Source organism: Pseudomonas urethralis (assembly GCF_021602465.1).
Lineage (GTDB): Bacteria > Pseudomonadota > Gammaproteobacteria > Pseudomonadales > Pseudomonadaceae > Aquipseudomonas > Aquipseudomonas vlassakiae.
Genome location: NZ_BQIJ01000026.1, coordinates 1 through 22,754, shown reverse-complemented (window position 1 = coordinate 22,754; position 22,754 = coordinate 1). Strand labels below are relative to the sequence as shown.

General features: G+C 61.2%; 30 protein-coding genes. 28 read left to right on the top strand and 2 right to left on the bottom strand.

Annotated elements, in window-relative coordinates:
* The first annotated feature begins 8 nt into the window (after positions 1–8).
* From L6D64_RS26445 to L6D64_RS26320, 26 genes are read left to right on the top strand one after another with little or no spacing between them, the layout of a single operon-like run.
* Positions 9–866 (top strand): head maturation protease, ClpP-related, encoded by an 858-nt coding sequence (locus tag L6D64_RS26445; RefSeq protein ID WP_176509435.1) that lies wholly within the window; start codon positions 9–11, stop codon positions 864–866.
* Positions 867–868: 2 nt separating this feature from the next.
* Entirely contained in the window at positions 869–2,050 is a 1,182-nt protein-coding gene (locus tag L6D64_RS26440) for a phage major capsid protein (RefSeq protein WP_176509436.1), read from the top strand.
* Positions 2,051–2,098: 48 nt separating this feature from the next.
* Complete coding sequence (locus L6D64_RS26435; protein ID WP_176509437.1) at positions 2,099–2,632, top strand: hypothetical protein; 534 nt, start codon at positions 2,099–2,101, stop codon at positions 2,630–2,632.
* 4 nt (positions 2,633–2,636) lie between these two features.
* Positions 2,637–2,978 carry a head-tail connector protein gene (locus L6D64_RS26430; RefSeq protein ID WP_176509438.1) on the top strand — a complete coding sequence of 114 codons (342 nt, stop codon included), beginning with the start codon at positions 2,637–2,639 and terminating at the stop codon, positions 2,976–2,978.
* Positions 2,975–3,301, top strand: coding sequence for a head-tail adaptor protein (locus tag L6D64_RS26425; protein ID WP_176509439.1), 327 nt, complete (start codon positions 2,975–2,977; stop codon positions 3,299–3,301). Before L6D64_RS26430 ends, L6D64_RS26425 begins: the two co-directional genes overlap by 4 nt.
* Positions 3,302–3,309: 8 nt before the next feature.
* Positions 3,310–3,492 (top strand): hypothetical protein, encoded by a 183-nt coding sequence (locus L6D64_RS26420; protein WP_176509440.1) that lies wholly within the window; start codon positions 3,310–3,312, stop codon positions 3,490–3,492.
* 3 nt (positions 3,493–3,495) lie between these two features.
* Positions 3,496–3,996, top strand: coding sequence for an HK97 gp10 family phage protein (locus tag L6D64_RS26415; protein ID WP_176509441.1), 501 nt, complete (start codon positions 3,496–3,498; stop codon positions 3,994–3,996).
* Complete coding sequence (locus L6D64_RS26410; RefSeq protein WP_176509442.1) at positions 3,989–4,375, top strand: DUF3168 domain-containing protein; 387 nt, start codon at positions 3,989–3,991, stop codon at positions 4,373–4,375. The genes L6D64_RS26415 and L6D64_RS26410 overlap by 8 nt, the downstream gene beginning before the upstream one ends.
* 53 nt (positions 4,376–4,428) lie before the next feature.
* Complete coding sequence (locus L6D64_RS26405) at positions 4,429–4,929, top strand: hypothetical protein (protein ID WP_176509443.1); 501 nt, start codon at positions 4,429–4,431, stop codon at positions 4,927–4,929.
* Between the two features lie 40 nt (positions 4,930–4,969).
* Positions 4,970–5,314, top strand: a complete 345-nt coding sequence (locus L6D64_RS26400) for a hypothetical protein (RefSeq protein WP_176509444.1) — start codon at positions 4,970–4,972, stop codon at positions 5,312–5,314.
* Entirely contained in the window at positions 5,311–5,547 is a 237-nt protein-coding gene (locus tag L6D64_RS26395) for a hypothetical protein (RefSeq protein WP_236192610.1), read from the top strand. The genes L6D64_RS26400 and L6D64_RS26395 overlap by 4 nt, the downstream gene beginning before the upstream one ends.
* Before the next feature lie 45 nt (positions 5,548–5,592).
* A complete protein-coding gene (locus L6D64_RS26390) occupies positions 5,593–8,880 on the top strand; it encodes a phage tail tape measure protein (protein WP_176509445.1) in 3,288 nt (1,095 codons plus the stop codon).
* A complete protein-coding gene (locus L6D64_RS26385; protein WP_176509446.1) occupies positions 8,880–9,218 on the top strand; it encodes a phage tail protein in 339 nt (112 codons plus the stop codon). The genes L6D64_RS26390 and L6D64_RS26385 overlap by 1 nt, the downstream gene beginning before the upstream one ends.
* Entirely contained in the window at positions 9,215–9,964 is a 750-nt protein-coding gene (locus tag L6D64_RS26380) for a phage minor tail protein L (RefSeq protein ID WP_176509447.1), read from the top strand. Before L6D64_RS26385 ends, L6D64_RS26380 begins: the two co-directional genes overlap by 4 nt.
* Positions 9,965–9,966: 2 nt before the next feature.
* A complete protein-coding gene (locus L6D64_RS26375; RefSeq protein WP_176509448.1) occupies positions 9,967–10,722 on the top strand; it encodes a C40 family peptidase in 756 nt (251 codons plus the stop codon).
* Between the two features lie 29 nt (positions 10,723–10,751).
* Positions 10,752–11,174 carry a hypothetical protein gene (locus tag L6D64_RS26370; RefSeq protein WP_176509449.1) on the top strand — a complete coding sequence of 141 codons (423 nt, stop codon included), beginning with the start codon at positions 10,752–10,754 and terminating at the stop codon, positions 11,172–11,174.
* A 42-nt stretch (positions 11,175–11,216) separates the two neighbouring features.
* Entirely contained in the window at positions 11,217–11,816 is a 600-nt protein-coding gene (locus tag L6D64_RS26365) for a tail assembly protein (RefSeq protein ID WP_176509450.1), read from the top strand.
* Between the two features lie 56 nt (positions 11,817–11,872).
* The gene (locus tag L6D64_RS26360; protein WP_176509451.1) at positions 11,873–15,595 is read left to right on the top strand and encodes a TipJ family phage tail tip protein; all 3,723 of its coding nucleotides are present in this window, start codon (positions 11,873–11,875) and stop codon (positions 15,593–15,595) included.
* Positions 15,592–15,876: a hypothetical protein gene (locus L6D64_RS26355; protein ID WP_176509452.1), complete on the top strand. Its 285-nt coding sequence runs from the start codon at positions 15,592–15,594 to the stop codon at positions 15,874–15,876. The genes L6D64_RS26360 and L6D64_RS26355 overlap by 4 nt, the downstream gene beginning before the upstream one ends.
* Entirely contained in the window at positions 15,873–16,586 is a 714-nt protein-coding gene (locus L6D64_RS26350; protein ID WP_176509453.1) for a hypothetical protein, read from the top strand. Before L6D64_RS26355 ends, L6D64_RS26350 begins: the two co-directional genes overlap by 4 nt.
* A 12-nt stretch (positions 16,587–16,598) precedes the next feature.
* Positions 16,599–17,621: a pyocin knob domain-containing protein gene (locus tag L6D64_RS26345; RefSeq protein WP_176509401.1), complete on the top strand. Its 1,023-nt coding sequence runs from the start codon at positions 16,599–16,601 to the stop codon at positions 17,619–17,621.
* The gene (locus L6D64_RS26340) at positions 17,618–17,977 is read left to right on the top strand and encodes a hypothetical protein (protein WP_176509454.1); all 360 of its coding nucleotides are present in this window, start codon (positions 17,618–17,620) and stop codon (positions 17,975–17,977) included. Before L6D64_RS26345 ends, L6D64_RS26340 begins: the two co-directional genes overlap by 4 nt.
* Positions 17,970–18,248 carry a tail fiber assembly protein gene (locus L6D64_RS26335; protein ID WP_176509455.1) on the top strand — a complete coding sequence of 93 codons (279 nt, stop codon included), beginning with the start codon at positions 17,970–17,972 and terminating at the stop codon, positions 18,246–18,248. Before L6D64_RS26340 ends, L6D64_RS26335 begins: the two co-directional genes overlap by 8 nt.
* A gap of 58 nt (positions 18,249–18,306) precedes the next feature.
* On the top strand, positions 18,307–18,750 hold the full coding sequence (locus L6D64_RS26330; RefSeq protein ID WP_176509456.1) for a structural protein P5: 444 nt from the start codon (positions 18,307–18,309) through the stop codon (positions 18,748–18,750).
* Positions 18,747–19,244, top strand: coding sequence for a DUF2514 domain-containing protein (locus L6D64_RS26325; protein ID WP_176509457.1), 498 nt, complete (start codon positions 18,747–18,749; stop codon positions 19,242–19,244). The genes L6D64_RS26330 and L6D64_RS26325 overlap by 4 nt, the downstream gene beginning before the upstream one ends.
* Positions 19,245–19,256: 12 nt before the next feature.
* Positions 19,257–19,481: a hypothetical protein gene (locus L6D64_RS26320; protein WP_176509458.1), complete on the top strand. Its 225-nt coding sequence runs from the start codon at positions 19,257–19,259 to the stop codon at positions 19,479–19,481.
* A 45-nt stretch (positions 19,482–19,526) separates the two neighbouring features.
* On the opposite strand, the gene L6D64_RS26315 is transcribed toward L6D64_RS26320, so the two are convergent.
* Together L6D64_RS26315 and L6D64_RS26310 are read right to left on the bottom strand one after the other, a co-directional pair.
* Complete coding sequence (locus L6D64_RS26315) at positions 19,527–19,847, bottom strand: hypothetical protein (RefSeq protein ID WP_176509459.1); 321 nt, start codon at positions 19,845–19,847, stop codon at positions 19,527–19,529.
* A 28-nt stretch (positions 19,848–19,875) separates the two neighbouring features.
* The gene (locus L6D64_RS26310) at positions 19,876–20,595 is read right to left on the bottom strand and encodes an SOS response-associated peptidase (protein WP_176509460.1); all 720 of its coding nucleotides are present in this window, start codon (positions 20,593–20,595) and stop codon (positions 19,876–19,878) included.
* A 102-nt stretch (positions 20,596–20,697) separates the two neighbouring features.
* Here L6D64_RS26310 and L6D64_RS26305 point away from each other — a divergent pair, with 102 nt between their 5' ends.
* Both L6D64_RS26305 and L6D64_RS26300 read left to right on the top strand, forming a co-directional pair.
* On the top strand, positions 20,698–21,126 hold the full coding sequence (locus L6D64_RS26305) for a LexA family protein (protein WP_176509461.1): 429 nt from the start codon (positions 20,698–20,700) through the stop codon (positions 21,124–21,126).
* Entirely contained in the window at positions 21,116–22,390 is a 1,275-nt protein-coding gene (locus L6D64_RS26300; RefSeq protein WP_176509464.1) for a Y-family DNA polymerase, read from the top strand. Before L6D64_RS26305 ends, L6D64_RS26300 begins: the two co-directional genes overlap by 11 nt.
* The last annotated feature ends 364 nt before the right edge of the window (positions 22,391–22,754 follow it).

Below are 22,754 nucleotides of genomic sequence, written 5' to 3'. Positions count from 1 at the left end.
AGTAATCCATGAAACACAAGATCCAGTCTCGCGGCCTGCGCAGCGAGATGAGCCCGCGCGCGCTCGATAAATGGAATCCCGCGATCCAGGCGGCCGTCGAGAACACCTCGGACACCATCACGGTGTACGGCGTGATCGGGGAAGACTGGTATGGCGAGGGCGTCACGCTGAAACGAATCGACGCCGCCTTGCGGGCAATCGGCGAGCGTGATGTCACCGTCTACATCAATTCTCCAGGTGGCGATATGTTCGAAGGCATCGCCATCTATAACCGCCTCCAAGAGCACAGCCACGAGGTCACCACCAAAGTGCTCGGCATGGCGGCCAGCGCTGCTTCGATTGTCTTCCTCGCGGGGAAGAAGCGAGAGGTGGCCAGCAGCGCCTTCCTCATGATCCACAACTGCTGGACCTGGCTCGCTGGCAATCGCAACTACCTGCGCGATATCGCCGACGACATGGAGGAGTTCGACGCGGCGATGGCCGACCTCTATGCCGAGACCAGCGGGCAGTCGGCTGAAGACATGGCCGAACTGATGGACGACGAAACCTACATCCGCGGCAAGCGTGCTGTGGAACTCGGCCTGGCCACTGGGCTGTTGTCGTCCACCGAAGTCACCGAGCGCGAAACCGAAGACGCCGCCCAGGCCAATGCGCTCAAGGCGATGGACGTAGCCCTGGCCAAGGGCGGAATGCCTCGTTCCGAGCGCCGCGAACTGTTCGCCAGTTTCAAGTCCGGTATGCCTCGCGCTGCCGGCGGGGGCACGCATAACGCTGCCCCGACCGATAAGCCCCGCGCTGTCGCGCCAGACCTTTCCGCCTCTCTGAGCGCGGCAACCAATCTCCTCAATTCTCTGAAAGGAAAGTGACCATGGACTTTGAAGCCCAAGTCAAGGAACTCAACGCCAGCCTCAAGGCCATTGGCGACCAGATCAAAAGCCAGGCCGAGGCGGTCGATAAACAGATCAAGGCCAGCGGCGAGATGAACACCGAAACCCGCGCCAAGGTCGATGAGATGCTGACCAAGCAGGGCGAGCTGCAGGCGCGCCTGGGCGAGGCTGAGCAGAAGCTCGTGAATGCGAGCCGTGACCGTTCTCATCAGGAGGAACCGCAAAAGTCGGTGGGTGCCCTGGTGATCGGCAGCGAAGAAATGCAGGACATGAACTCGTCCTTCCGCGGCTCGCGTCGCGTCTCCGTGCCGCGCGCGGCTATCACCACTGCTACCGGCGGCGACCTGGTTCCCGCTCAGCGTTTGCCAGGTGTCGTCGCGCCGCCGCAGCGCCGACTGACGATCCGCGACTTGGTGGCGCCGGGCGAGACGGAGTCGAACTCCATCGAGTACATCCGTGAAACTGGGTACACCAACAGCGCGCGTACGGTCGCGGAGGGTACCGCAAAGCCGTACTCCGATATCACCTTCGCCCTGGCGACCGCAAACGTCCGTACCATCGCTCACCTGTTCAAAGCGAGCCGCCAGATGCTCGATGATGCCAAGGCACTGCAGAGCTACATCGACGCTCGCGCACGCTACGGCCTGAACATGGCTGAAGAAGCCCAGCTGCTCTACGGCAGCGGCACTGGCGCGAACCTGCAAGGCCTGATGACAGTCGCTCAGCTGTACGCCCAGCCCGCTGGCGTGACAGTAGTGGGCGAGCAACGGATTGACCGCCTGCGCCTGGCGCTGCTGCAAGCCGAACTGGCGGAGTTCCCTTCGGATGGCATCGTGCTCAACCCGATCGACTGGGCGGCCATCGAGCTGACCAAGGACGGTGAAGGCCGTTACATCATCGGCCAGCCTCAGGAGGGCACCAACGCGAAACTCTGGAATCGCCCAGTGGTTTCCACCCAAGCCATGACACAGAACGACTTCCTGGTCGGAGCCTTCAAGCTCGGCGCTCAGATTTTCGACCGCATGGAAATCGAAGTGTTGATCTCGACCGAGAACGACAAGGACTTCGAGAACAACATGGCCACGATCCGTGCTGAAGAGCGTCTGGCCTTTGCGATTTACCGCGATGAGGCGTTCGTTACCGGTCCGCTGATCACTCCTTGATTTCTCTGGCTAGGGGCGTCAGCAATGACGCCCGATTGGAGTACTCCCATGGCACGTAAACAGGAAAAACCAGAGTCCACGGTTGAGCCGAAGGAACCTGTCTCGACCACTGAAACCAGCGACGGCCAGGCCGTGGATGGGGCTTTGCCCCCTTCGCCTGGTGATACAGCCTCGTCAAATCCTGGCGAGTCGGGCGCTCCCGCAACAGCTCCAGGCTCGGGTGAGAGCGCAGAGCAGGCGCTGCCGGAAACACCGGTAGACTCGGGTGCCGGATCGGACATCGCTGCAAGCGACCTAGCCGCCAGTGCCGAAGCTCCCGCTACGGAAGCGGGGGCATCGGAAGGTGCAGGCCAGATCGGGCCAGCGCTGAACGACCGCACCGACGAAGCCGATCAGTCAGCTGGAGAGGGTGAGGTTGCCGCTAACCCCAATCCAGCAACTCTTCAGATCTACCCGATGCGGTCCTACATGGACGAGGGCGAACTGCGTCGCCGCGGCGGTCCCGCTTACCGGGTGCCACGCAGGCATGCAGAGGAGTTGGTGGAGCGGAAGCTGGCATCGTTCGAGCCGCTGGAGGAGTAGCGACATGCCGGTCATCAGCATGACCATCGCCCGGCATCACCTGCGGGATCCTGACGACGATGACGCATACCTGGAACTACTGATCGAGGCGGCCGAAGGTCAGGCGATGGACTATCTGAACCGCCGCATCTATGAGGATCAGCAGGCGCTGGATGAGGCTGTCGCCGCCGGGGATGCCGGCGAGTCTCCCATGGTCAGCAACAAGCAGATCAAGGCTGCCTGTTTGCTGATTCTCGGCCACCTTTACGGGAACCGTGAGGACGTTGTAATCGGGACTATCGCCACCGAACTGCCGCAAGGTTCGAAGGCGCTTCTTACCCCACACCGTATCGGGTGGGGCGTATGAGAGCCGGGCCGCTTCGTCACCGATTCGAGGTGACCCACCGACATGAAGAGCGCAATAAGTCCGGCGGAGCCACAGTGACGTGGCTTCCTGGGGCTCGCCCTGAAATGTGGGGCGAAGTCCGCACCCCTACAGGGCGCGTAACGGCAGTCGCGGAAAAGCTGAGTGCAGTTGTTACGGCTGAAATCATTGCCAGACCGCGCTCGGACATCGTTGTCGGGTCGCGTCTGACGCGCCGCGGGATCACTTACCAAGTCGAAGCAGTGTTGCCGGACAACGAGAACACCCTGATGAGGCTGCTCTGCTCATCGGTACCGAACCCATGAGGTGAACAATGAAAATTCAAGCTTTGGGCCCACTGACCGGCGCGTCTGGCGAGCGCGAGAAAGGCGATATCTTCGAGGTCAAGAAGGAGTATGGCGAAGGCCTGATCGCTCGTGGATACGCCGTGGAAATCAAAGACGAATCCGCGTCTGCTGAAAAGCCCGCGAAGGCACCGGCCCCGGCCAAGGAGTAGGCTATGGCGCGTCGGTCCAGCATTCGCGGCGATATCCGGCTGCGCCGGACGCTGCGCAACATCCACAAGACGATGGACAACGAGCTGCAGCCGGCGATGCTGGAGGCGGCAAACCGCGTCTTGGAGACCCAGAAGCAGTTGATGCCCAAGGACACCGGCGCGGCCGCTGCTGCACTACGGGTATATGTGTCGCCCAGTGGCCTAGACGCCCAGATCGGCATTCGCGGCAAGCGCGACAACCGGCGGTTCTTCTACTTGCGCTTCATCGAGTACGGCACCAAGGGTTACACCGGCGGCAAACGGGCCGGTGATCGATACCGGCGCGACAGCAATAAGAGCGATGGCACGCACTTCTTTGGCAAATATCCAGAGATTCCGGCCAGGCCGGCACATCCCTGGCTTCGTCCATCGATAGACGTCAACCGGGAGTATGTGATGGCCGACATCGAAGCGGCTGTGCAGCGCACGCTACGCAAGGCAAGCCAGGGGGTAGGCAATGGCTGATCCATCGCTGGCCTTGCAGGAAGCCATCTTTGCCAGGCTCCAGGCTGAGGTGAGCTGCCCGATCTACGACGGTGCACCGCTGAATGCGGAAATGCCATACGTCTCCATTGATCGGGAGGTCTCGGTCAACAATACCCCGATCTCAGGTCGCAAGCGCGAAACGCGCCTGCTGTACCTGTCTGTCTGGTCCGACGCCGTGGGCCAGGCAGAGGTGAAGCGCATCAACGGCGAAGTCATCGCTGCCCTGGACGAGCGCCGGCTTCCTCTGGAGGTGGGGCGCGCTGTATCCGTCAGGGTCGAGCAGGCCGACGCCCAGCGCGATGCTGACGGCATCACTTACCAAGGCGCGATCACCGTCCGCGTGATCACGACCCACTGAATCACCTACCGGCCGCGCAGCGGCTTTATCCAATGCCATTTGGAGGATCCCCCATGGCCGAAGACAATCTCAACACCGCCGCCGGCTGCCGGCTGGCGTTCGGTGGCAAGACCGCCCCTGCTTCCCTTGCCGAGTACGAGGCCGACACCTATGTCCAGGTGGGCGAGATCGAAGACTTGGGCGAATTCGGCGATACGTTCAGCGCCGTGAACTTCACCGCGCTGAGCGACGGCCGCGTGCGTAAGTACAAGGGCACCGCCGACGCCGGCAACATGACCCTGGCGGTCGGCTTGGACGCAGGCGATGCTGGCCAGAAAGCGGTGGCGGTCGCACACAAGGACCGCACCAAGGGCAACTACAACGTCAAGATCACGCTCAACGACGGCGATCCGACCTCTACCCCCGCCATCCTGCCCACCACCTTCTACTTCGGTGTGAAGGTGATGAATAACACCGTGGCCGCAGGTTCGGCTGACAACGTGGTGCGTCGCAACATGACGTTCGCGATCAACACCGACATCATCGAAATCCCGGCCGGCCCGGCTGTCCCTTGATCGGCGGGGCTGAGCCTCGTCCTTTACTGCGAGAATCCCAATGAGTGAAGCCCTGTACGGCACTGCCACGCTCGTGGTCGGCGGCCGCAGCTACACCCTCAAGCCCACTCTGGAAGCGGCATTGCTCATCGAATCCCGCTTCGGCGGGCTGCGTGCGGCGCTGGACTCCATGAGGCTGATGAGCATCGCCGCCTGTGCGGACATCATCATCGCCGGCGCCAATCTCAAGCCCGACGAGCACGCGGTCATCGCGGGCGATGTGTTCCGCACGGGCGTAGCCAAGGTGTCGGGGCAGCTGACCGACTTTATTACCGTGCTGCTCAACCCGGTGCCGCCGAGCGTGGCCGCCCGGGGAAAGGACGAGGCGGCCAGCACAGCGCAGTGAAGAACGGGAGCTACGTTGACTACCTGTTCGGCGTGGCTACAGGCTGGCTTGGCTGGCCGCCCGATACCGCGTGGCACACCCCGATCCCGCACATCATGCTCGCGCTCGATGCCCGGCTCGATTGGACAGGGCGTGGCCAGGCACAAGGCCAGGCTACCGCCGCGAAGCCGCCCACCCGGCAGGGCGTGGCGGAAAAGTTGAAAAGCTTCCTGCGAGGGCGGCCCAAACAGTAGATAGCGTGCCGCCTCCGGGCGGCTTTTTTGTGCTTGGAGATTTGCATGGCCGACCAACAAGTCCAGGGGATGCTGGTCCAGATCGAGGCCACCACGGCGCAGCTGCGCCGCGAGCTGGCCAGCGCTGACCAGGTGGTGGCGCGCACCTCGCAGTCGATCGACCGCAACCTCGCTCAAGTGGACTCAGCGTTCGACAGTGCGGGTGGCGCGGCGCAGCAGGCCGGTGTGTTGATCCGTGGCGCCTTCGCCGCAGTGGCCGGGGCAGGCATCATTGGCGGCATCATCAAGCAGGTCGACGCCTACGGGCAGATGTCAGACCGGATGAAGGCTGCCGCTGGCAGTGCTGGCGAATACCAGATGGTGCAGGAGCACCTGCTGCGCACGGCCCAGGAAACCTACCGGCCCCTGGCCGAGGCTCAGGAGCTGTACATCCGCACTGCGGAGGTGATGCGCAGCCTGGGCTTCAACACTCAGCAAACGCTCGACATCACTGACAGCTTCAGCTTCTTGCTGGTGACCAACGCCGCAGCCGCCGACAAGGCAGGCTCTGCGCTGGATGCCTATTCGAAAGCGCTGCAGACCGGCAAAGTCGAAGCCGATGGCTGGGTGTCGATTCAAGAAGCCATGCCGACTATCGTCACTGCGATCGCCACTGCCACCGGCAAGAGTGCTGAGGAAATCCGCAGGCTTGGTGTGCAGGGCAAGCTGTCGCTTGATGACATCAACACCGGCCTGTTGCGCACCGTGGAGGCCAACCGCAAGGCTGCGGCTGACATGTCTACCAGCGTGCAGGATGCGTTGGTGAACATCGGCAACGCCGTACAGACTTTCCTCGGCGGCATGGAGGAGAAGACTGGCGCTGTAGCCGGCCTGTCGAGCATGCTGATCGCCCTGGCGGACAACGTTGAACTTGTGGCGGTAGCGATGGGCGGCGCCGGCGTGGCCGCGCTCACCAACTACGTTGCCAAGTCTGGCCTGGCTGTAAAAGCGGCACTGGCCGACAGGTCGGCTCGTATCGCTCAGGCAGAGGCTGTGGTGCAGGCGGCTATCGCCGATCAGCGCAAGGCTGAGACCGTCACCATCCTTGCCGCTCGCGAGGCTGCGGCGGCGCGCGGTACAGCGGTGCAGACGCAGATGTCTATCCAGCTGGCCCAGGCGCGGCAGCGCGAGGCCGCTGCTACAGCCGCGGTAGCCACAGCGCAGGCAAGCCTGCGCACCGTCAGTGCGGGCCTGCTCAGTGTGCTGGGCGGCCCGATGGGCCTAGCGCTGTTGGCTGGCACAGCCGCTGCCAGCTTCATGCTGCTGAGCAACAACGCCGATCAGGCCGGGGTCAGCCTGGAGGATCTGCACAAGCCCGTGGCTCAGCTGCGGGAAGAGTTCGCCAAGCTCAACAAAGACCAGCGGGAAGCCTCGCTGGTCAAATGGCAGCAGGAGCAGGTCACCGCGACCGATAAGGTGAAGGACGCCTACGGTGACCTTGCCCAGTCCATTCGCTCTGCCGTGGTCACTGCGCCTGCGCGCGACTCGGGCGGGCAGTACAACCGGCAGCTGGCGGAATACCAGGGCCTGATTGATCGGCTGAACGAAGCGCGGTCCGCTGGGCAGGGGCTATCGCCGATCCTGCAGGAAGTCGGTAACCGCTTGCAGCTGCCGGCCGGTACTGTGCAGCAGTGGGTTACCCAGGCGGGGGCGGTGAGTGACGCCGACCAGCGCTCCAGCCTGATCGCCGACACCCTGCGGGTGCTCACCGGTGTGACCGACGAAAACACGTCGGCCACCCAGGCAAACAATGCCGCGAAGGCCGGCATGAGCACGGCAGGCCAGACTTACCTGGAGACGCTGCAAACGCAGTTGGCATGCCTGCAGGACAACGGCGATGCCACCAAGATCGCCAACCGCTACATCGCAGAAAACACGGACCTCACCGAAGCTGACCGCCTGGCGATCCTGTCGGCGGCCAGCGCGATCGAGTCGCAGAAGAAGGCGAACAAGGACGCCACCGAAGGCACGAAGGACCGCACCAAGGCCCTGAAGGACGAGATCAAGGCCCTAGACGCGATCATCGACCGGGCGCTGCCGGAGAAGAAGCGGCTCGCTGACCTGGCAGAAGGTGTGCAGGGGCTGCGTAAAGCTCAGGCCGCCGGCAAGATCACCGCCGCCGAGATGGAACTCGGCATCAAGAACCTGAACACGGCCTACGCCGATACGACCATCCAGAAGCGGACGGAAGAAGAGAAAAAGCTGGCGGAAATCCGGCGCAACAGCGCCGAGGCCTACCGCAAGGCCATGGAGGTGGTGCTCCAGACCCGGCAGGACGCCATCAACGCAGATGTAGCGGGCGTTGGGATGGGAGACGATGATCGCGAGCAGGCCGACAGGCTGAATGCCGTACGGCAGAAGTACGCAGAGTCTCGCCGGCAGCTGGAAGAGCAGCAGGAGGACGTTTCCCGGCGACTCAGTCAGAGCGCATATGAGGAACGGCTGGCCGACCTCGCCGACTACCAGGCCCGCGAGTTGCAGATGGAAGTCGACGGCTTTGAGGCAAGGCTGCAGGCGCAGCGGGACTACCGCAATGGCGCCAAACGAGCCTGGGCCAACATCCAGGCCGATGCCGCGAACGTTGCCGGTGCAACCGATGACATGCTCACGACGGGTTTCAATACCGCACGCGACAGCCTGGCCGACTTCGCTATCAAAGGCAAAGCCAGCTTCAGGGACTTCACCAGCAGTGTGATTTCGGATATGGCCAGGATCGCCAGCCAGCAGGCCGCAAGCTCTCTGCTGAGTGGGCTGGTCGGCCTGGGTGTGTCTGCGGTGGGCAGCTACTTCGGCGGCGGCTCCGGTAACGGCATGACGCCCGGTTCTGCGGGCGCCGTCTCGTCGAACCTCGGTGCGTCGCAGGCTGGCTACGGCAGCGCGTACTTCCCTCAGGCGCTGGGCGGCGCTTGGTCTGGAGGAGTGCAGTTGTTCGCCAAGGGCGGTGCGTTCACTAACAGCGTGCTGAGCCGGCCGACTGCCTTCGGCATGGCAAATGGCGGCTTGGGCGTTGCCGGCGAGGCAGGGCCTGAGGCAATCATGCCGCTGGCCAGGGGCTCGGACGGATCGCTCGGGGTCCAGGTGGTTGGCGGCAGCGGGGGCGGGTCCACGGTGGTTCAGCTCAACGTACCGGTTTCGGTGAGCGTTGAGGACCGCAGTGCAGACGGCATGGAGTTGGACAGCACTGCGCTTCAGCAAAACCTCCAGCAGCAGATGCAAGGGGTGGCTGAGCGGGCCATTGCCGCTTCCTGGCGGGCAGGTGGCGTGAGCTATCGAAACAGTAACGGGAGACGCTGATGGCGATCGAAACCTTCACCTGGACGCCGGACGACGAGGCCAGCGGTGACAGCACCTTGCGCACCCGGAAATCACAGTTCGGTGACAACTACGCCCAGGTGTCTACTGATGGCCTGAACGCCGAGTCTGACAGCTGGGCGCTGTCGTTCGGCGGTCTGGCTGACGAGGTCGCGCCTATCCTGGCGTTCATCCGGCGGCACCAGGGCGCCACGTCATTTCTGTGGACGAACCCCGAAGGTGTCCTTGGGCTGTACCGGTGTGAGACGTTCCGGCAGCAGCGAAAGCCGGGCGGTGTGGCGGTGCTGACAGCTACTTTTGAACGAGCATTTCATCCATGACCTTGATCACTCAGCTGCAGAAGCTGGAACCCGGCGCAGAAATCCTGTTGTTCGAGCTGGACGGCTCCGATTTCGGGGCGGACACGCTGCGATTCCATGGGCACGCGATACCGCATACGCCCCAGGAACTGGCAGCGGCTGGCGCGAATGCCGACCAGCTGCCGGCCAAGTCGATCTGGTGGCAGGGCAACGAGTATGGCGCCTGGCCCATGCAGATCGAGGGCATCGAAGCGAACTCGGACGGTACCGCCGTGCGCCCCACGCTGACCGTGGGCAACGTCAACGGCCGAATCACGGCCCTGTGCCTGGCCTTCGATAACCTACTCGAGTTCAAGCTGACCATGCGCCACACGATGGCGCGTTACCTGGATGCGCTGAACTTTCCAGCAGGCAACCCGGAGGCTGATCCGACCGAGGAAGCCATCGAGGTCTGGTACATCGACCAGAAGGTGTCCGAGAACGGCACCATGGTTTCTTGGGAACTGGCTAGCCCTGGCGACGTGGGCGGGGAGACGATTGGCCGGCAGATGACCCAGCTATGCCACTGGGCAATGACTGCAGGCTACCGTGGTCCTAACTGCGGATACACCGGGCCTTACTACGATCTGGACGGCAACCCCACGGATGAACCGGCCAAGGACCAATGCAACGGCTGCCTCGACTCAGGCTGTACCGTTCGCTTCGGCCAGGGCAACCAGCTGCCCTTTGGCGGCTTCCCGGCTGTTTCCCTCATCGCACGGAGCTGACCATGCGCAAACACATCTTGGCCGCCGTGCAAGCGCACGCTGCGGCGGAATACCCGCGTGAGTGTTGCGGGCTGCTCATCTCCGCGGGGCGAGCGCAGCGGTATATCCCGTGCGACAACACCGCTACCGACGCTACAGAGGAATTCCGCATCTCGCCGGAGCAGTACGCCGCGGCTGAAGACCATGGCGAGGTGATCGGCATCGTGCACTCGCATCCGGATGCCACCAGCAGGCCGTCACCCCGTGACCTGGCCATGTGCGAGGCCACTGGGCTGCCCTGGTACATCCTGTCCTGGCCGGAGGGTGACCTGCGCACTGTTACGCCGACCGGTCACGCACCGCTGCTTGGGAGGCCGTTCGTGCACGGCGCCTGGGACTGCTGGCAGGTCTGCGCGGACTGGTACAAACGAGAATGGGGCCTGGATTTCCCGGCTTATACTCGGAAAGAGGGCTGGTGGGAGCAGGCAGATGGCCCGAGTCTCTACGAGCAGGCCTATGAGGCAGCCGGCTTCTACCAGGTCAGCCAGCCGCAACGCGGCGACATGATCGTCATGGCCGTCGGCCGAACGGCTCACCCGAACCACGCCGGCATCTACCTGGGCGCTGACGCTCGGCTGCCAGAGGAAGCGGTGGAGGTCTTCGGGCCTGGCCCGTTCATGCTGCACCACCTGCTGGGGCGGCCATCAGAAATCGTCGTGTTCGGCGGGCCATGGCTCGACCGGACGCGCCTGGTGCTGCGTCACCGCGGCGCCAAGTGATACATTCCCTGATTTCAGGGAGGGATGACATGCGAATTCTGTTCGGTGCGCTTGGGCTGGCCTTGTTGGCGGGTTGCGCCACATCTGTCACGCCTGTGAGTCAGGCGACGCCTGTGCCAGTTGATGAGCTGTTCGCTCACCAATCCAAGCCTCAAGAGCCTTCCGGAACGCTGACAGTAGTGCGCGACTCCGGTGTAAGGGGATCAGGCTGCGACGTAGTGGTCTACATCAATGGCAAGAAGTCTGCAAAGGTCGGTCCTGGCCAGCGCGCAAGCTTCTTCTTGCCTGTCGGGCAGCCCGATGTCGGCATTGGATTAACCGATTCTGGGATATGTGCCGGCATGGCGGTGAGGTCGATCGCCGGGAATGTACGAGAAGGCAAGGAAAGCCTTTACCGAATCAGCGTTGATATGAGTGGGGTCTACATAGGGCCCTATCTGGAATACAACTGACAAAGCCGCCTTCGGGCGGTTTTTCGTTCATGGGGATCCGTGATGAGTTCAACAGCCGCACACTACCAACCACTGACTGTCATCAAGCTATCTGGCTCACTCGCTAAGAAGTTTGGGCGCATTCACAGACGTCAAATCGACAGCGGTGCAACCGTAGAGGTATTCAAGGCACTGAACGCCACTCTTGAGGGGTTCAGCGAGGAGGTGAGAAGGCTCGCCGGCCTTGGCATGCGTTTCGCCATCTTCCGGAATGGTAAAAATGTTGGCCAAGGCGACTTGATGCGCGCTGGCACTCGCGAAGTCCGGATTGCTCCAGTCCTTGAAGGAAGCAAGCGTGGAGGCTTGTTGCAGGTGGTGCTTGGAGCTGTTCTGATCGTCGCGTCAACCTTCGCTACGGGGGGCTTGGGTACGGCGTTGCTCGGCGCGGGTATCGCGAACATGGCAGGCGGTGTAATTCAGATGCTCAGTCCTCAAGCTGCCGGATTGTCGCAAAGTGCGGCTCCCGAGAATCTTCCCAGCTATGCCTTTGGTAGCGCCAAGAACACTACTGCCAGCGGAAACCCCGTCCCAATCTGCATCGGCGAGCGGCGATGGGGTGGGGCGATCATTTCGGCCTCTATCGAGGCACAAGACAAGGCCTAGGGCCAATTCAGCTTACAGGCCGCCTCCGGGCGGTTTTTTGTTGCCCGGAGGAAAGCATGGGCCCGACAGATCACCTGGAAATCACCGGCGCCAAGGGCGGCGAGAGCAAGCCGAAAACCCCTGTCGAGGCGCCGGATAGCCTTCAGTCGACGAACATCGCCAAGATCCTGCTGGCCGTGGGCGAGGGCGAGTTCGACGGTACGCCTACCGACCGAGACATCTACCTCGACAATACGCCGATCATGGATGCCAGCGGCAACGTGAACTTTCCCGGTGTGAAGTGGGAGTGGCGCTCTGGCTCTGTCGAGCAGGATTATATCCAGGGTATCCCTTCGATCGAGAACGAGACCACCTTCAACGTCGAATTGCGCAGCGACAACCCGTTCACCCGGGCACTGAGCAACACCCAGCTTTCTGCGGTACGGGTGCGCATGTCCTGGCCGCGCCTAGTGCAGCAAGACAGCAGCGGCAACACCAACGGTTACCGCATTGAGTACGCCATCGACGTAGCCACTGATGGGGGCGCATACGTCGAAGCAAACCGGGGGGCCGTGGACGGCAAAACAACCAACGGCTACCAGCGGTCGGTGCGCGTCAACCTGCCGGCGGCTACCTCCGGCTGGATGCTGCGCGTGCGACGCATCACCCCCAACGCCAATAGCGGCACCATCGGCGACACGATGACGATCGCGGGCTACACCGAGATCATCGACGAGAAGTTGCGGTACCCGAATACCGCGTTGTTGTACATCGAATTTGATGCTCAGCAGTTCCAGAACATCCCGGCCGTCACCGTGAGGTGCAAGGCCAAGCGTTGGCCGGTGCCCAGCAACTACGACCCAGAGACCCGCACCTATACGGGCGTATGGGACGGCACCTTAAAGCAGGCGTGGACCAACAACCCTGCATTTGTCACCTACGGCCTGTGCGTCGAGGATCGTTTCGGCCTGGGCAAGCGCATCAAGTCGTGGATGGTCGACAAGTGGGAGATGTACCGCATCGCGCAGTACTGCGACCAGCTGGTTCCGGACGGCATGGGCGGGCAGGAGCCGCGCTATTTGTGCGATATGAACCTGCAAGGGCGGGCCGAGGCTTGGACGCTGCTACGTGACTTGGCCGCTATCTACCGGGGCATGGTGTATTGGGCCCACGGCTCGCTGTTCTTGCAGGCGGACATGCCGCGCGCCCAGGACATCGATTACGTCTTCACCCGGGCCAACGTGATCGACGGCGACTTCGTATATGGCGGCGCCGAGCGCAACACCCACTACAGTCGCGCCCTGGTCAGCTACGACAACCCGGCCAACAACTATGACACCGACGTCATTCCGGTGACCGACCTAGCACTCCAGCGCCGGTACCGGGACCGGCCAATCGAGATTTCGGCCATCGGCTGCACTCGGGCCTCCGAAGCCCAACGCCGCGGGAAATGGGCGCTGTTGAGCAACAGCCAGGACCGCACCGTCACCTTCAAAACCGGCATGGAAGGGCGTATTCCGCTGCCGGGCTACGTCATTCCTGTAGCTGATGAGCTGGTGGCGGGCCGTCCGAATGGCGGGCGGATCTCTGCGGCTGCCGGTCGCGTCGTGACACTGGACCGTGACACGCCGATCAAAGCCGGTGACCGCCTGATCCTGAACCTGCCGAACGGAACAGCCCAGGCGCGCACGGTGCAATCGGTCAGCGGCCGAGCCGTCACGGTGACCGTTGCTTACGGCGTGCAGGCAGAGCCTGAGCTGCAATGGGCAATCGACTACGACGACCTGGCGGTACAGCTCTTCCGGGTGCTGAAAACGGTGCGAACCCAGGAAGGGGAGTACGAAATCACGGCGCTCGAGTTCAATCCGAGCAAGTTCGCGGCCATCGACACCGGCGCCAAGCTGGACGAGCGCCCGATCAGCGTCATCCCGATAACCGTCGTGCCACCGCCGGCCAGCGTCTCGCTGACCTCGGCTTACGCCGTGGATCAGGGCATCGCCGTCAGCACCATGATTATCGCCTGGCCGGCAGTGCAGGGTGCTGTGGCCTATGACGTGGAGTGGCGCAAGGACAACGGCAACTGGGTACGCCTGCAGCGGACCGGAACTACCTCGGTGGACGTGGTCGGCATCTACGCGGGCGCGTATCTGGCCCGCGTACGCGCCGTCAGCTCCTTCGACATCACCTCGATCTGGCGTGATTCGACGCTCACCGAGCTGAAGGGCAAGGAAGGCACGCCGGCGGCGCTGGCTTACTTGCGCACCAAGTCGGAGGTCTTCGGCATTCGCCTGGAGTGGGGCTTCCCACCAGGCGCGGAGGACACGGCCTACACCGAGTTGCAGATGTCGTCTGCGTTCAGCGGAGAGAACCCTGAAGGCTTGGGTCAGCAGGCATACCCGACCCCCAGCTGCCTTCATAGCGGCATGGCAGCCGGCGTTGTCAGGTACTTCCGTGGCCGACTGGTCGACCGCACCGGAAACGTGGGTCCATGGACGGACTGGGTGTACGGCCAATCCAGCGCCGATGCTTCAGAGATTCTCGACTACATCACCGGCAAGATCACCGAGACCCAATTGGGCCAGGATCTGCTCAAAGAAATCGAAAAGATCAGTGGCGAAGGCCTGGGCTCTGTGAACGAGCGGTTCAAGGCTGGCGACCAGGCGCTGCAGAACCAGATCGATTCGCTGTCAGCACAACTGGCTGATCTGGCCGGGGCGGAGGACTGGGCGTCAGGCAAGCCATACCTCTCCGGCACCCTCGTCAAGCACGACGGCAAGCTGTATCGGGCGAAGGTGGATGTTCCGGCCGGCACCCCGGTCACCGACGCAGCCTATTGGGAATACCTGGGCGACTATGCGTCCCTGGGTGACCTAGTGTCTGCGTTGGCGGTGCGTGTGGATGGCGTTGAAACCAGCGTTGAGGAAATCAACGGCGAGCTGACCGCGATGGCAAGCCGGATTCTTGGCGTCGAGGCTGCTGTTGCACCACGGATGGCTGGCGCGACCAGCTGGCGAGCCGGCGAGCAGGGCGCTTATGCCGGTGCGTTCTCGATCTACTCAGCATTCGCCCAGGCTGACATGGCAATCGCCAAGCAGGTGACTGAAGTGAAGGCTCAGGTGGACAACAACCTGGCGCGAGTCGTGCGCAGCGTGGAAACGCTCACGGATAACGTTTCTGCACTCGCCAGCACCACTGACACTTTGACAGCCCGGGTCGGTGAGGCAGAGAGCGAGATCCAGAGTGTTTCTCAGGCGGTGGTAGACGAGGCCGGCGCGCGAGCTCAGCAATTTGGGACGCTCACCGCTGATCTGAATGGCACTAAGGCTCTGGTTCAGGACACCTCTTCGGCAGTCGTGGGGCTCGGCAACGAGGTGCATGCCACCCGCAACATCAAGGTCGGGGTGGACGTGAACGGGCGCTACTACAGCGCCGGTATGGGCATTGGCGTCGAGAACACGCCAAGCGGCATGCAGAGCATGGTCTTGTTCCTCGCCGATCTGTTCGCGGTGATGAACCAGCCAGGCGGCACGCCGAAATCGGTGTTCGCGATCAACAACGGCCAGGTGTTCATGAACAGCGCGATCATCAACCAGGCCGACATCATCAACCTGATCATCACCGGGGAGTTGAAAAGCGCGAACTACGTTCCAGGGCAGAGCGGTATCAGGATCAACTTCGTCACAAGCCAAGTTGAGATCAACGGGGTGGTCTCTGGCCAAGGCCGGTTGAACATTTCCCAGAATTCGCTCGCTTTCTACGACACCAACGGCAGACGCCGAATTTTGTTGGGGCAACCATGACGATCGGTTTGTATATCTGGGACGAGGCTGGAAATCTTGAGATCAGTCCAGAGACCAAGATCACCCGTGTGCTGGGGACGGTGAATACCGGTACGGAGCCGAGCGCTATCGCGGTACCGGCCTTTTCCGGCGGCACACCGTTTGCAGCTGTTACCGAATGCGCCCAGTCGTTCCGCGCCCCCAAGCTCATTATCAGTGGGACCACGCTTAGCTGGGCGTGGGAAGCCCTTGGAACTGGGCAGCGGGCGGCTGCGCAGGTGGTCTACGGAATACGCCTATGAGTTTCGCTGAGTTTGTAAATGCGGATGGATCATCGGTGATGATCAGCGATGACTATTTCAACTACTCGCTTCGTCACTCCCAGCGGGTAACGTTCTCGGCAGGGGGGATTCTGACCTACGACTTCACCATCAGTCGAGCAAACTGCGAGACGCCAGTCATTGCGTTTAGGACGTCGACCGTAGACACCGTTTTGCTGTCAACTTCCCGATCAGGGACTACTGTTACCTGGACGTTTCGTGCATTTAGCCGGTATCCGGCTCAAGTTGGGAATTTCAGCTTTGAATATTGGATTTTCGATCGACCAGTTGAGCCCGCTAACGACTTCAGTCTGATCCTTTATGACGCTGCCGGCAATATCACGTTCGACGCTCGACGGAAGTATCTGCGCTACTTGCAGTTCTTCGATCAGGATTTGAACGGCACCGGTCCTTTCAACTTCACCGCATCAGGCAATCAGTTTGCGGTGGTGCAGGGGCAGCTGTCACGAGTGTATGGCTTCGATGTCATCGAGGGCGGCGGGCCCAACGGCAACAATCAGTATTTTCAGGTGATCGAAGGCAAGTGCGTTAGGGTCAATGGCTCTTCATTATCGTTCATGGAAAACCCGATCTATTCAAGTACACCGGTAAATTCCAATATCTTCCCGGTGGCCTTCTTCTACCGACAACAGATGTTTCTTGTTGACGTCAGTTCAATGTTGATTCCATAAGCAGGAGGCCGGATGGCTCTTGATCAAATCAGACTTGGCACGCCTCCCAGCGGCCAGGATGGCGACGATGCGCGCACGGCATTCAGTCGTATCAACGCAAACTTCAAGTCCATGGATGATTGGGCCATTACCGGCCCGGTCAATCGGACAGTGACGAATCTCAACGATGCCGTGGCGCCTGGGTGGTATGCGGCGCTGTCGGGCTCGGCGGCTAACATCCCCCCTGGGATAACCTACCCGTTGATCTATGTGACCACTCACCCGAACGGTTTCATCCTGCAGGAAGCCCGCGATGTCATCACCGGTAAACCTGCTTGGCGCTCTTATAACGCCAACGTCAGTGCTTGGGGGACGTGGCGCCCAGGGTTGTCCACTCTAGATGTCGGCACAGCCGCCGCAGCCACGCTGACCACCTCAGCGCTTGACGATACTGTGGGCCGGGTGTTGAAAGTCGGCGATTTCGGCCTGGGCAGAAACTTTGTTGTCACCGATCCCAACCTGAACAACTATCTGTCGCCCGGTAACTATATCCTCCCGGCGGCCGGTCTATCGCCGCTTCCGCCAGGATGGGCGCAGGGGCGGGCAGTCCTGACGGTGCTTGGTGGTGGTTCGTACGCTCAGCAGATGATCTCTCGTAGCGGCGTTTCGGCCTCCCGTTGGTGGAACGGCACCAGTTGGGAGTCTTGGGTTCTAAACAACAACGAAAGGGGTTCCAACACCAACGGGCGCTACACAAAGTTTGCTGACGGGTCGCAGATCTGCGAGGGAGTCGTGACCCTCCCTGCTCAGGCTATTTCGACCTCGGTTTCTGTTAACGGGACCTTCGCTGCCCCCTTCGCTGCAGCGCCCAGAGTCGTTTATACCCCGCTCACTGCCGTGGGTAGCGGGTCACAGGATAGCATCGGATTGACTATGATGAATGGCCCTTACGCGGGCGTCGGCGCCACAAACTGGAACCTCAATTGCTACGCGTACAGGTACGGCACTAGCTTCCCTGTTCAATTCAGCTATATCGCCTATGGGAACTGGCTATGATCAATATCACTTTTTCTCCGGTCCGGATGAACAAGCGTCTTGTTTTGGACATGCGCGGCGACACAGTCATCGTCAACGGGGAGTCGTTTGATTTCTCTCCGTTGTTGGAGGGGGCTACCCTGCCCCGTGAGGCGATTATTTCGGAGTGGTTTCCAGGCGACGTCATGCGAACAGCCGGAGTGCTGTCTATGACTATCAGACTCCCTCACGGCCCGTATGCCCCCGAAGAGACTAGATTCCCCGAGCCCATCGTCGTGGAGGCCTCAGGTCTCGTCGCGCTGCCGCCTTACGGGGAGCCCCCGGAAATGGCCGAACCGAAAGAAGCCGCCGTTAGCGAGGCTCAGGCAAATGAGTAACATCGATTGGTCCAAGATGGTCACTGCCGAGATGAAGGAAGCCCAGACGGCCGCCGCTGCTCTGGCGCAAGTCCAGGCCGAAACCGCCCGGCTTCGTGCCCAGGCTGATGCTGCAATCGCCCCGCTGCAGGATGCATTGGATTTGGACGAGGCAACTGATGCCGAGGCAGGCCTGCTGAAGGAATGGAAGCGGTATCGCGTTGCGCTGAACCGCTTGCCCGAACAGGAAGGCTATCCCGCAGAGATTAACTGGCCAGCGCCGCCAGCCTGATACGTACCGAACCCCACCAACCGCCGCCAGGCGGTATTTTTTTGCCTGGAGAAAACCCATGACCCAATCCCAGCCCCGGGGCGTACGCAACCGCAACCCTGGCAACATCGATTTCAACGCTCGCAACGACTGGCAGGGCCAGATCGGCAAGGAACCTGGTGGCCGCTTCGCCATCTTCGACACGCCCGAGAACGGCGTTCGTGCCCTGGGCAAGCTGCTCATCAACTACCGGGGCAAGGACGGCATGCCCGGCGTGGGCGGGAAAGGCATCGACACTGTGTTGGAGACCATCAGCCGCTGGGCGCCGAGCAACGAGAACGACACCCAGGCCTACGCCTCGGCCGTTGCCAAGCGCATCGGCGTGCGCACCACCGACCCGATCGATATCCGAAACCCGGCCACGCTTCGGGGAATGGTGCTGGGCATCATCATCCACGAGAACGGCGGCAACCCGTACCCGCCGTCGATCATCGACGAGGGCGTGCGGAGGGCCTTGGCATGAAGTCGTGGGCAATCAGATCGTTGATCCTGCTGGCGCTGCTCGCGTCCTATTGGGGCGTGTACCAGCACGGCAGGGCAGTGGAACGCGCCGAGGCCGCCCAGGCTTCAGCCGAACGTGACAGCGGCGACCGCCTGGCCGAGGTGATCGGTGAGCGCGGCGCCCGCCAAGAAGAGCAACGACGCGCACAGGTGCAGGAGGAGGCGAGAGCCCATGCTCAGGAAGAAAGAACGATTGCTGATTCTGGCGCCGCTGGCGCTGACCCTGCTGGTCAGCGGGTGCGCGGGGAAGCCGCCAGTTTCGCCGCCGCTGTCAGTTGCCCCGGCACGGATATCGCCGCTGTCGCTCGAGGCCAGGCAGCCACCCGCGCCGCCATGGTGCTCTCCGACCTGTTCGCACGGGCTGATGCGAGAGCGGGAGAGCTGGCGAAAGCTTATGATCAAGCCCGAATAGCGGGCCAGCTCTGCGAGAGGTCCTATAATGCGCTAATCAATTGATTGGAGCGGGCAATGGAGAAGCGCACCTTCATCGGAATGATTGAAGCGGGAGAGCCCCTGATGAAAGAAGCTCTAGACGCCATGCGGGCTTATCACCAGGCGCAGGATGAAGGCAGACCCGCTGATGAAGTCGAGCGGCTGCATCTTCTGGCCGAATCGCTATTTCAAGTGGTGTGCGATTACCAACTGCGTGTGGTGGCCAAAGCGCGCGGTAAAGATCTGCCACCGCTTCACTGAATTTGTTCAGCGTACAGTCCGGCAACCAGGCCACCCTGCTGGCGCCTAGAGTTTGTACTGGATGGTGTAGGACGCATCAGTCCTTGGTTCTATCGTAATTGGAATGCCGAATAGCTTTCCATGACATTCACTTACGATACAACGATATACGGCGCCCTGCCGGAGCTGGTCCCACAAGCCCTCGTCATGTATCGAGATGCGCAAAACGCGGTTGCTCGGATCCTCTCTGACCACAGCAACGTGATGGTCCAGGTCGCAACCGAAATCCGCAGAAGTCAGCTCTGAATCGTAGCCGATCAGCACGCCGTGTCTTTTCAGATCGTCCCTGATACGCTCAATTACGTCATCTGCTTCTTGTTTTAGCATGATGGTTATCTCGCGGTGCTTTCACTCATCAAAACTCTAGCTGACCCTGCTGATCTTCGCTGTCTATCGGTGTAATCAACGTTACACCCTCATTCCTGACATTACCCACCGCCTTGCCCACGGGATACCAGCGGAAGTCCGCTGCCGGCCTGCACCTCTGTTCCACGATTTCCGACGCCCGCTCCGGTGATGTAGTCGGGTCGAGCCATTCCTGGGCAAGCTTAGGGGGCAACACCAAGGGTTTTCTGTCGTGGATATCGACCAGTCCTTGGTCTGCGGCCGCTGTGATGATCACAAATCCATCGCGCTCATCCGGTTCAATGTTCTCGTGAACCTCGGCGAGCGCTGCGAAGTAGAGCGGTCTTCCGTCAGCGCTGGTGATGTAATACGGCTGCTTGCGCTTAGGGTCGGCCGGATCCGGTATCCATTCAAACCAGCCGTTGGCCGGCGCCAAAGCTCTACCCCCTGGCCACAGCCCATTGAAAAACTTGCCCGTCACCACTGTTTCGGCCCGTGCATTGATCGGATCGGGGCGCTTCCCCTTCGCCCAGAATGGTGACCATCCCCACTTCACCCGATCTACGATCAACCCATCCCCGACCTGGCGAATGATCTCGACTCGGGTCGACGGCGCTACGTTGTAGCGATTGATCGCCTCATGGTCATAGCCATTGATCACCACCAGGTCCAGCGATAGCTGGCGTAGGTAGTGATCCATCGAATCGTAGATCGAATAACGTCCACACATAGCTCACCTCTCGCCTGTCAGAATTATCGCTGTCCAGGATTGACCGGAGGAACGATGCCGGATTTACTGTATATGCATACAGTTTGCATTGGACCTTCCATCATGACCATCACTTTCTTGGGTACGCCAACCGGCGGCACCGAACAGCTACCGCTTTACTCGTTCCATGTCCCTGCGGGTTTTCCTTCGCCTGCGGCGGACCATCTGGAAGGCCATATTTCCCTGGATGAGCTATTCGACCTGCGCGCGCCCCATGTGTATCTGGTGAAAGTGGAGGGCGACAGCATGCAAGGCGCAGGGATCTACTCGGGTGACGTCGTCATCGTCGACCGCAGTCGTGAGGCAGAGCATGGGGACATTGTCATTGCTGCGGTCAACAGCGAGCCTGTTTGCAAGCGTCTGCACCGCCGCGATGGCGTGGTAATCCTCAAATCGGAGAATCCAGCATACCCGCCGCGGTACATCATGGAGGGTGATGAGCTCGTCGTTTGGGGCGTTGTGCGCTATAGCGTTCGTGATCATGCGCAGTGACCAAGTGTTCGCGCTGATCGACTGCAACTCGTTCTACGCGAGCTGTGAGCGCGTGTTCCGGCCTGACCTGGCCAAGACGCCGATTGTCGTATTGAGCAACAACGACGGCTGCGTGATCGCCAGGTCATACGACGCGAAGCCCTTCGTGAAGATGGGTGAGCCGTATTTTCAGGCGAAGGAGAAGCTCCGCCGCCACGGGATCATGGCCTTCAGCAGTAATTACGCGCTGTATGGTGACATGAGTGAACGCGTCATGAGCTTGATCGAGTCGATGGTACCGGCGACAGAGATCTACAGCATCGATGAGTGTTTCGCTGATCTCTCTGGCATTCAGGAAAACCTGACGCAGTTCGGGCGGAAGCTGCGGTCGAGGATTTTTCAGTGCACGGGCATCCCGGTGGGGGTGGGCATCGCTGGCACCAAGACGCTCGCGAAGTTGGCCAACCACACGGCCAAGCGTTTGCAAGCGCAGACTGGCGGTGTGGTCGACATCACTGATCCGTTCAAGCGCGATTGGGTGCTGCGCAACACCCAGGTGAAAGAGGTATGGGGCGTAGGCCGACGTATGACTGCCCACCTTGAGGCGATGGGGATTCACACGGCGATGGACCTGGCCAAGGCTGATGCCTGGACGCTGCGCCAGAAATTCAGTGTGGTGGTCGAGAAGACTGCTCGCGAATTGGCTGGCACACCGTGCTTGGACCTGGACGAGGCGGAACCCCCAAAACAGGAAATCTGCTGCAGCCGGATATTCGGCAAGCGCCTCACTGAGCTGGCGCCCATCAAGCAGGCGGTGGCTACCTATGTTGGTCGGGCCGCAGAAAAGCTTCGCGCCCAGGGCTCAGTGTGTAAACGCATGCGCGTGAGCATCCGCACCGGCATGTTCAATCCAGACGAAGCGCATCACGCTCAGGGGGCTCTGGTTGAGCTTCCATATCCCACTTGCGACACACTGCTGATGACTCGACTGGCCACCGACGCGGTCGGGCGGATCTTTAGGCCTGGATTTCGCTACAGCAAGGCCGAGGTACTACTGATGGACCTGCGGCAACCAGGTGAGTTTTCAGAGGATTTGTTCGCGTTCAAGCAATCTGTGGCATGTGACCGGCTGATGCAGGTGATGGATGGAATAAACGAGCGCTGGGGGAGGGGGACAATGCGAGCCGCCATCGTGCCTGCGACACCGGACTGGGGAATGAGGAGGGAGATGATGAGCCAATCCTATACGACGCGGATCGATCAGCTGTGGACCGTCAAGTGCTGAATCTTCCTGGCGCGTGGCTTGACGAGTTAAATGACCAGACGGCACTTAAGGCAGACCCGGATGGTCGTGCACTTGTCCTGAGTGAAATGGCACACGCGGCGCATCGCCGACGGGATGTCGGTGATGAGGATCTTGTTGAGATGCTCGAATTCGCTGAGGCCGCCAGATTGTGGGCGTTGACCGAGACAGATTTCGCCTAATCCCGATCGATAACGATGACTCGCGAACGGCTGCTTTCGACCCAGGCTGTGTGAAAACGCAAGTAAGTACGTCGAGTAGCGAAAGAAGCTGGGGCAGCCTGTTAATTCAGCAGATCTAAGTGCTGATCTACCTAAGTCGGGCACCAGACGCGGCCTGTGCTATT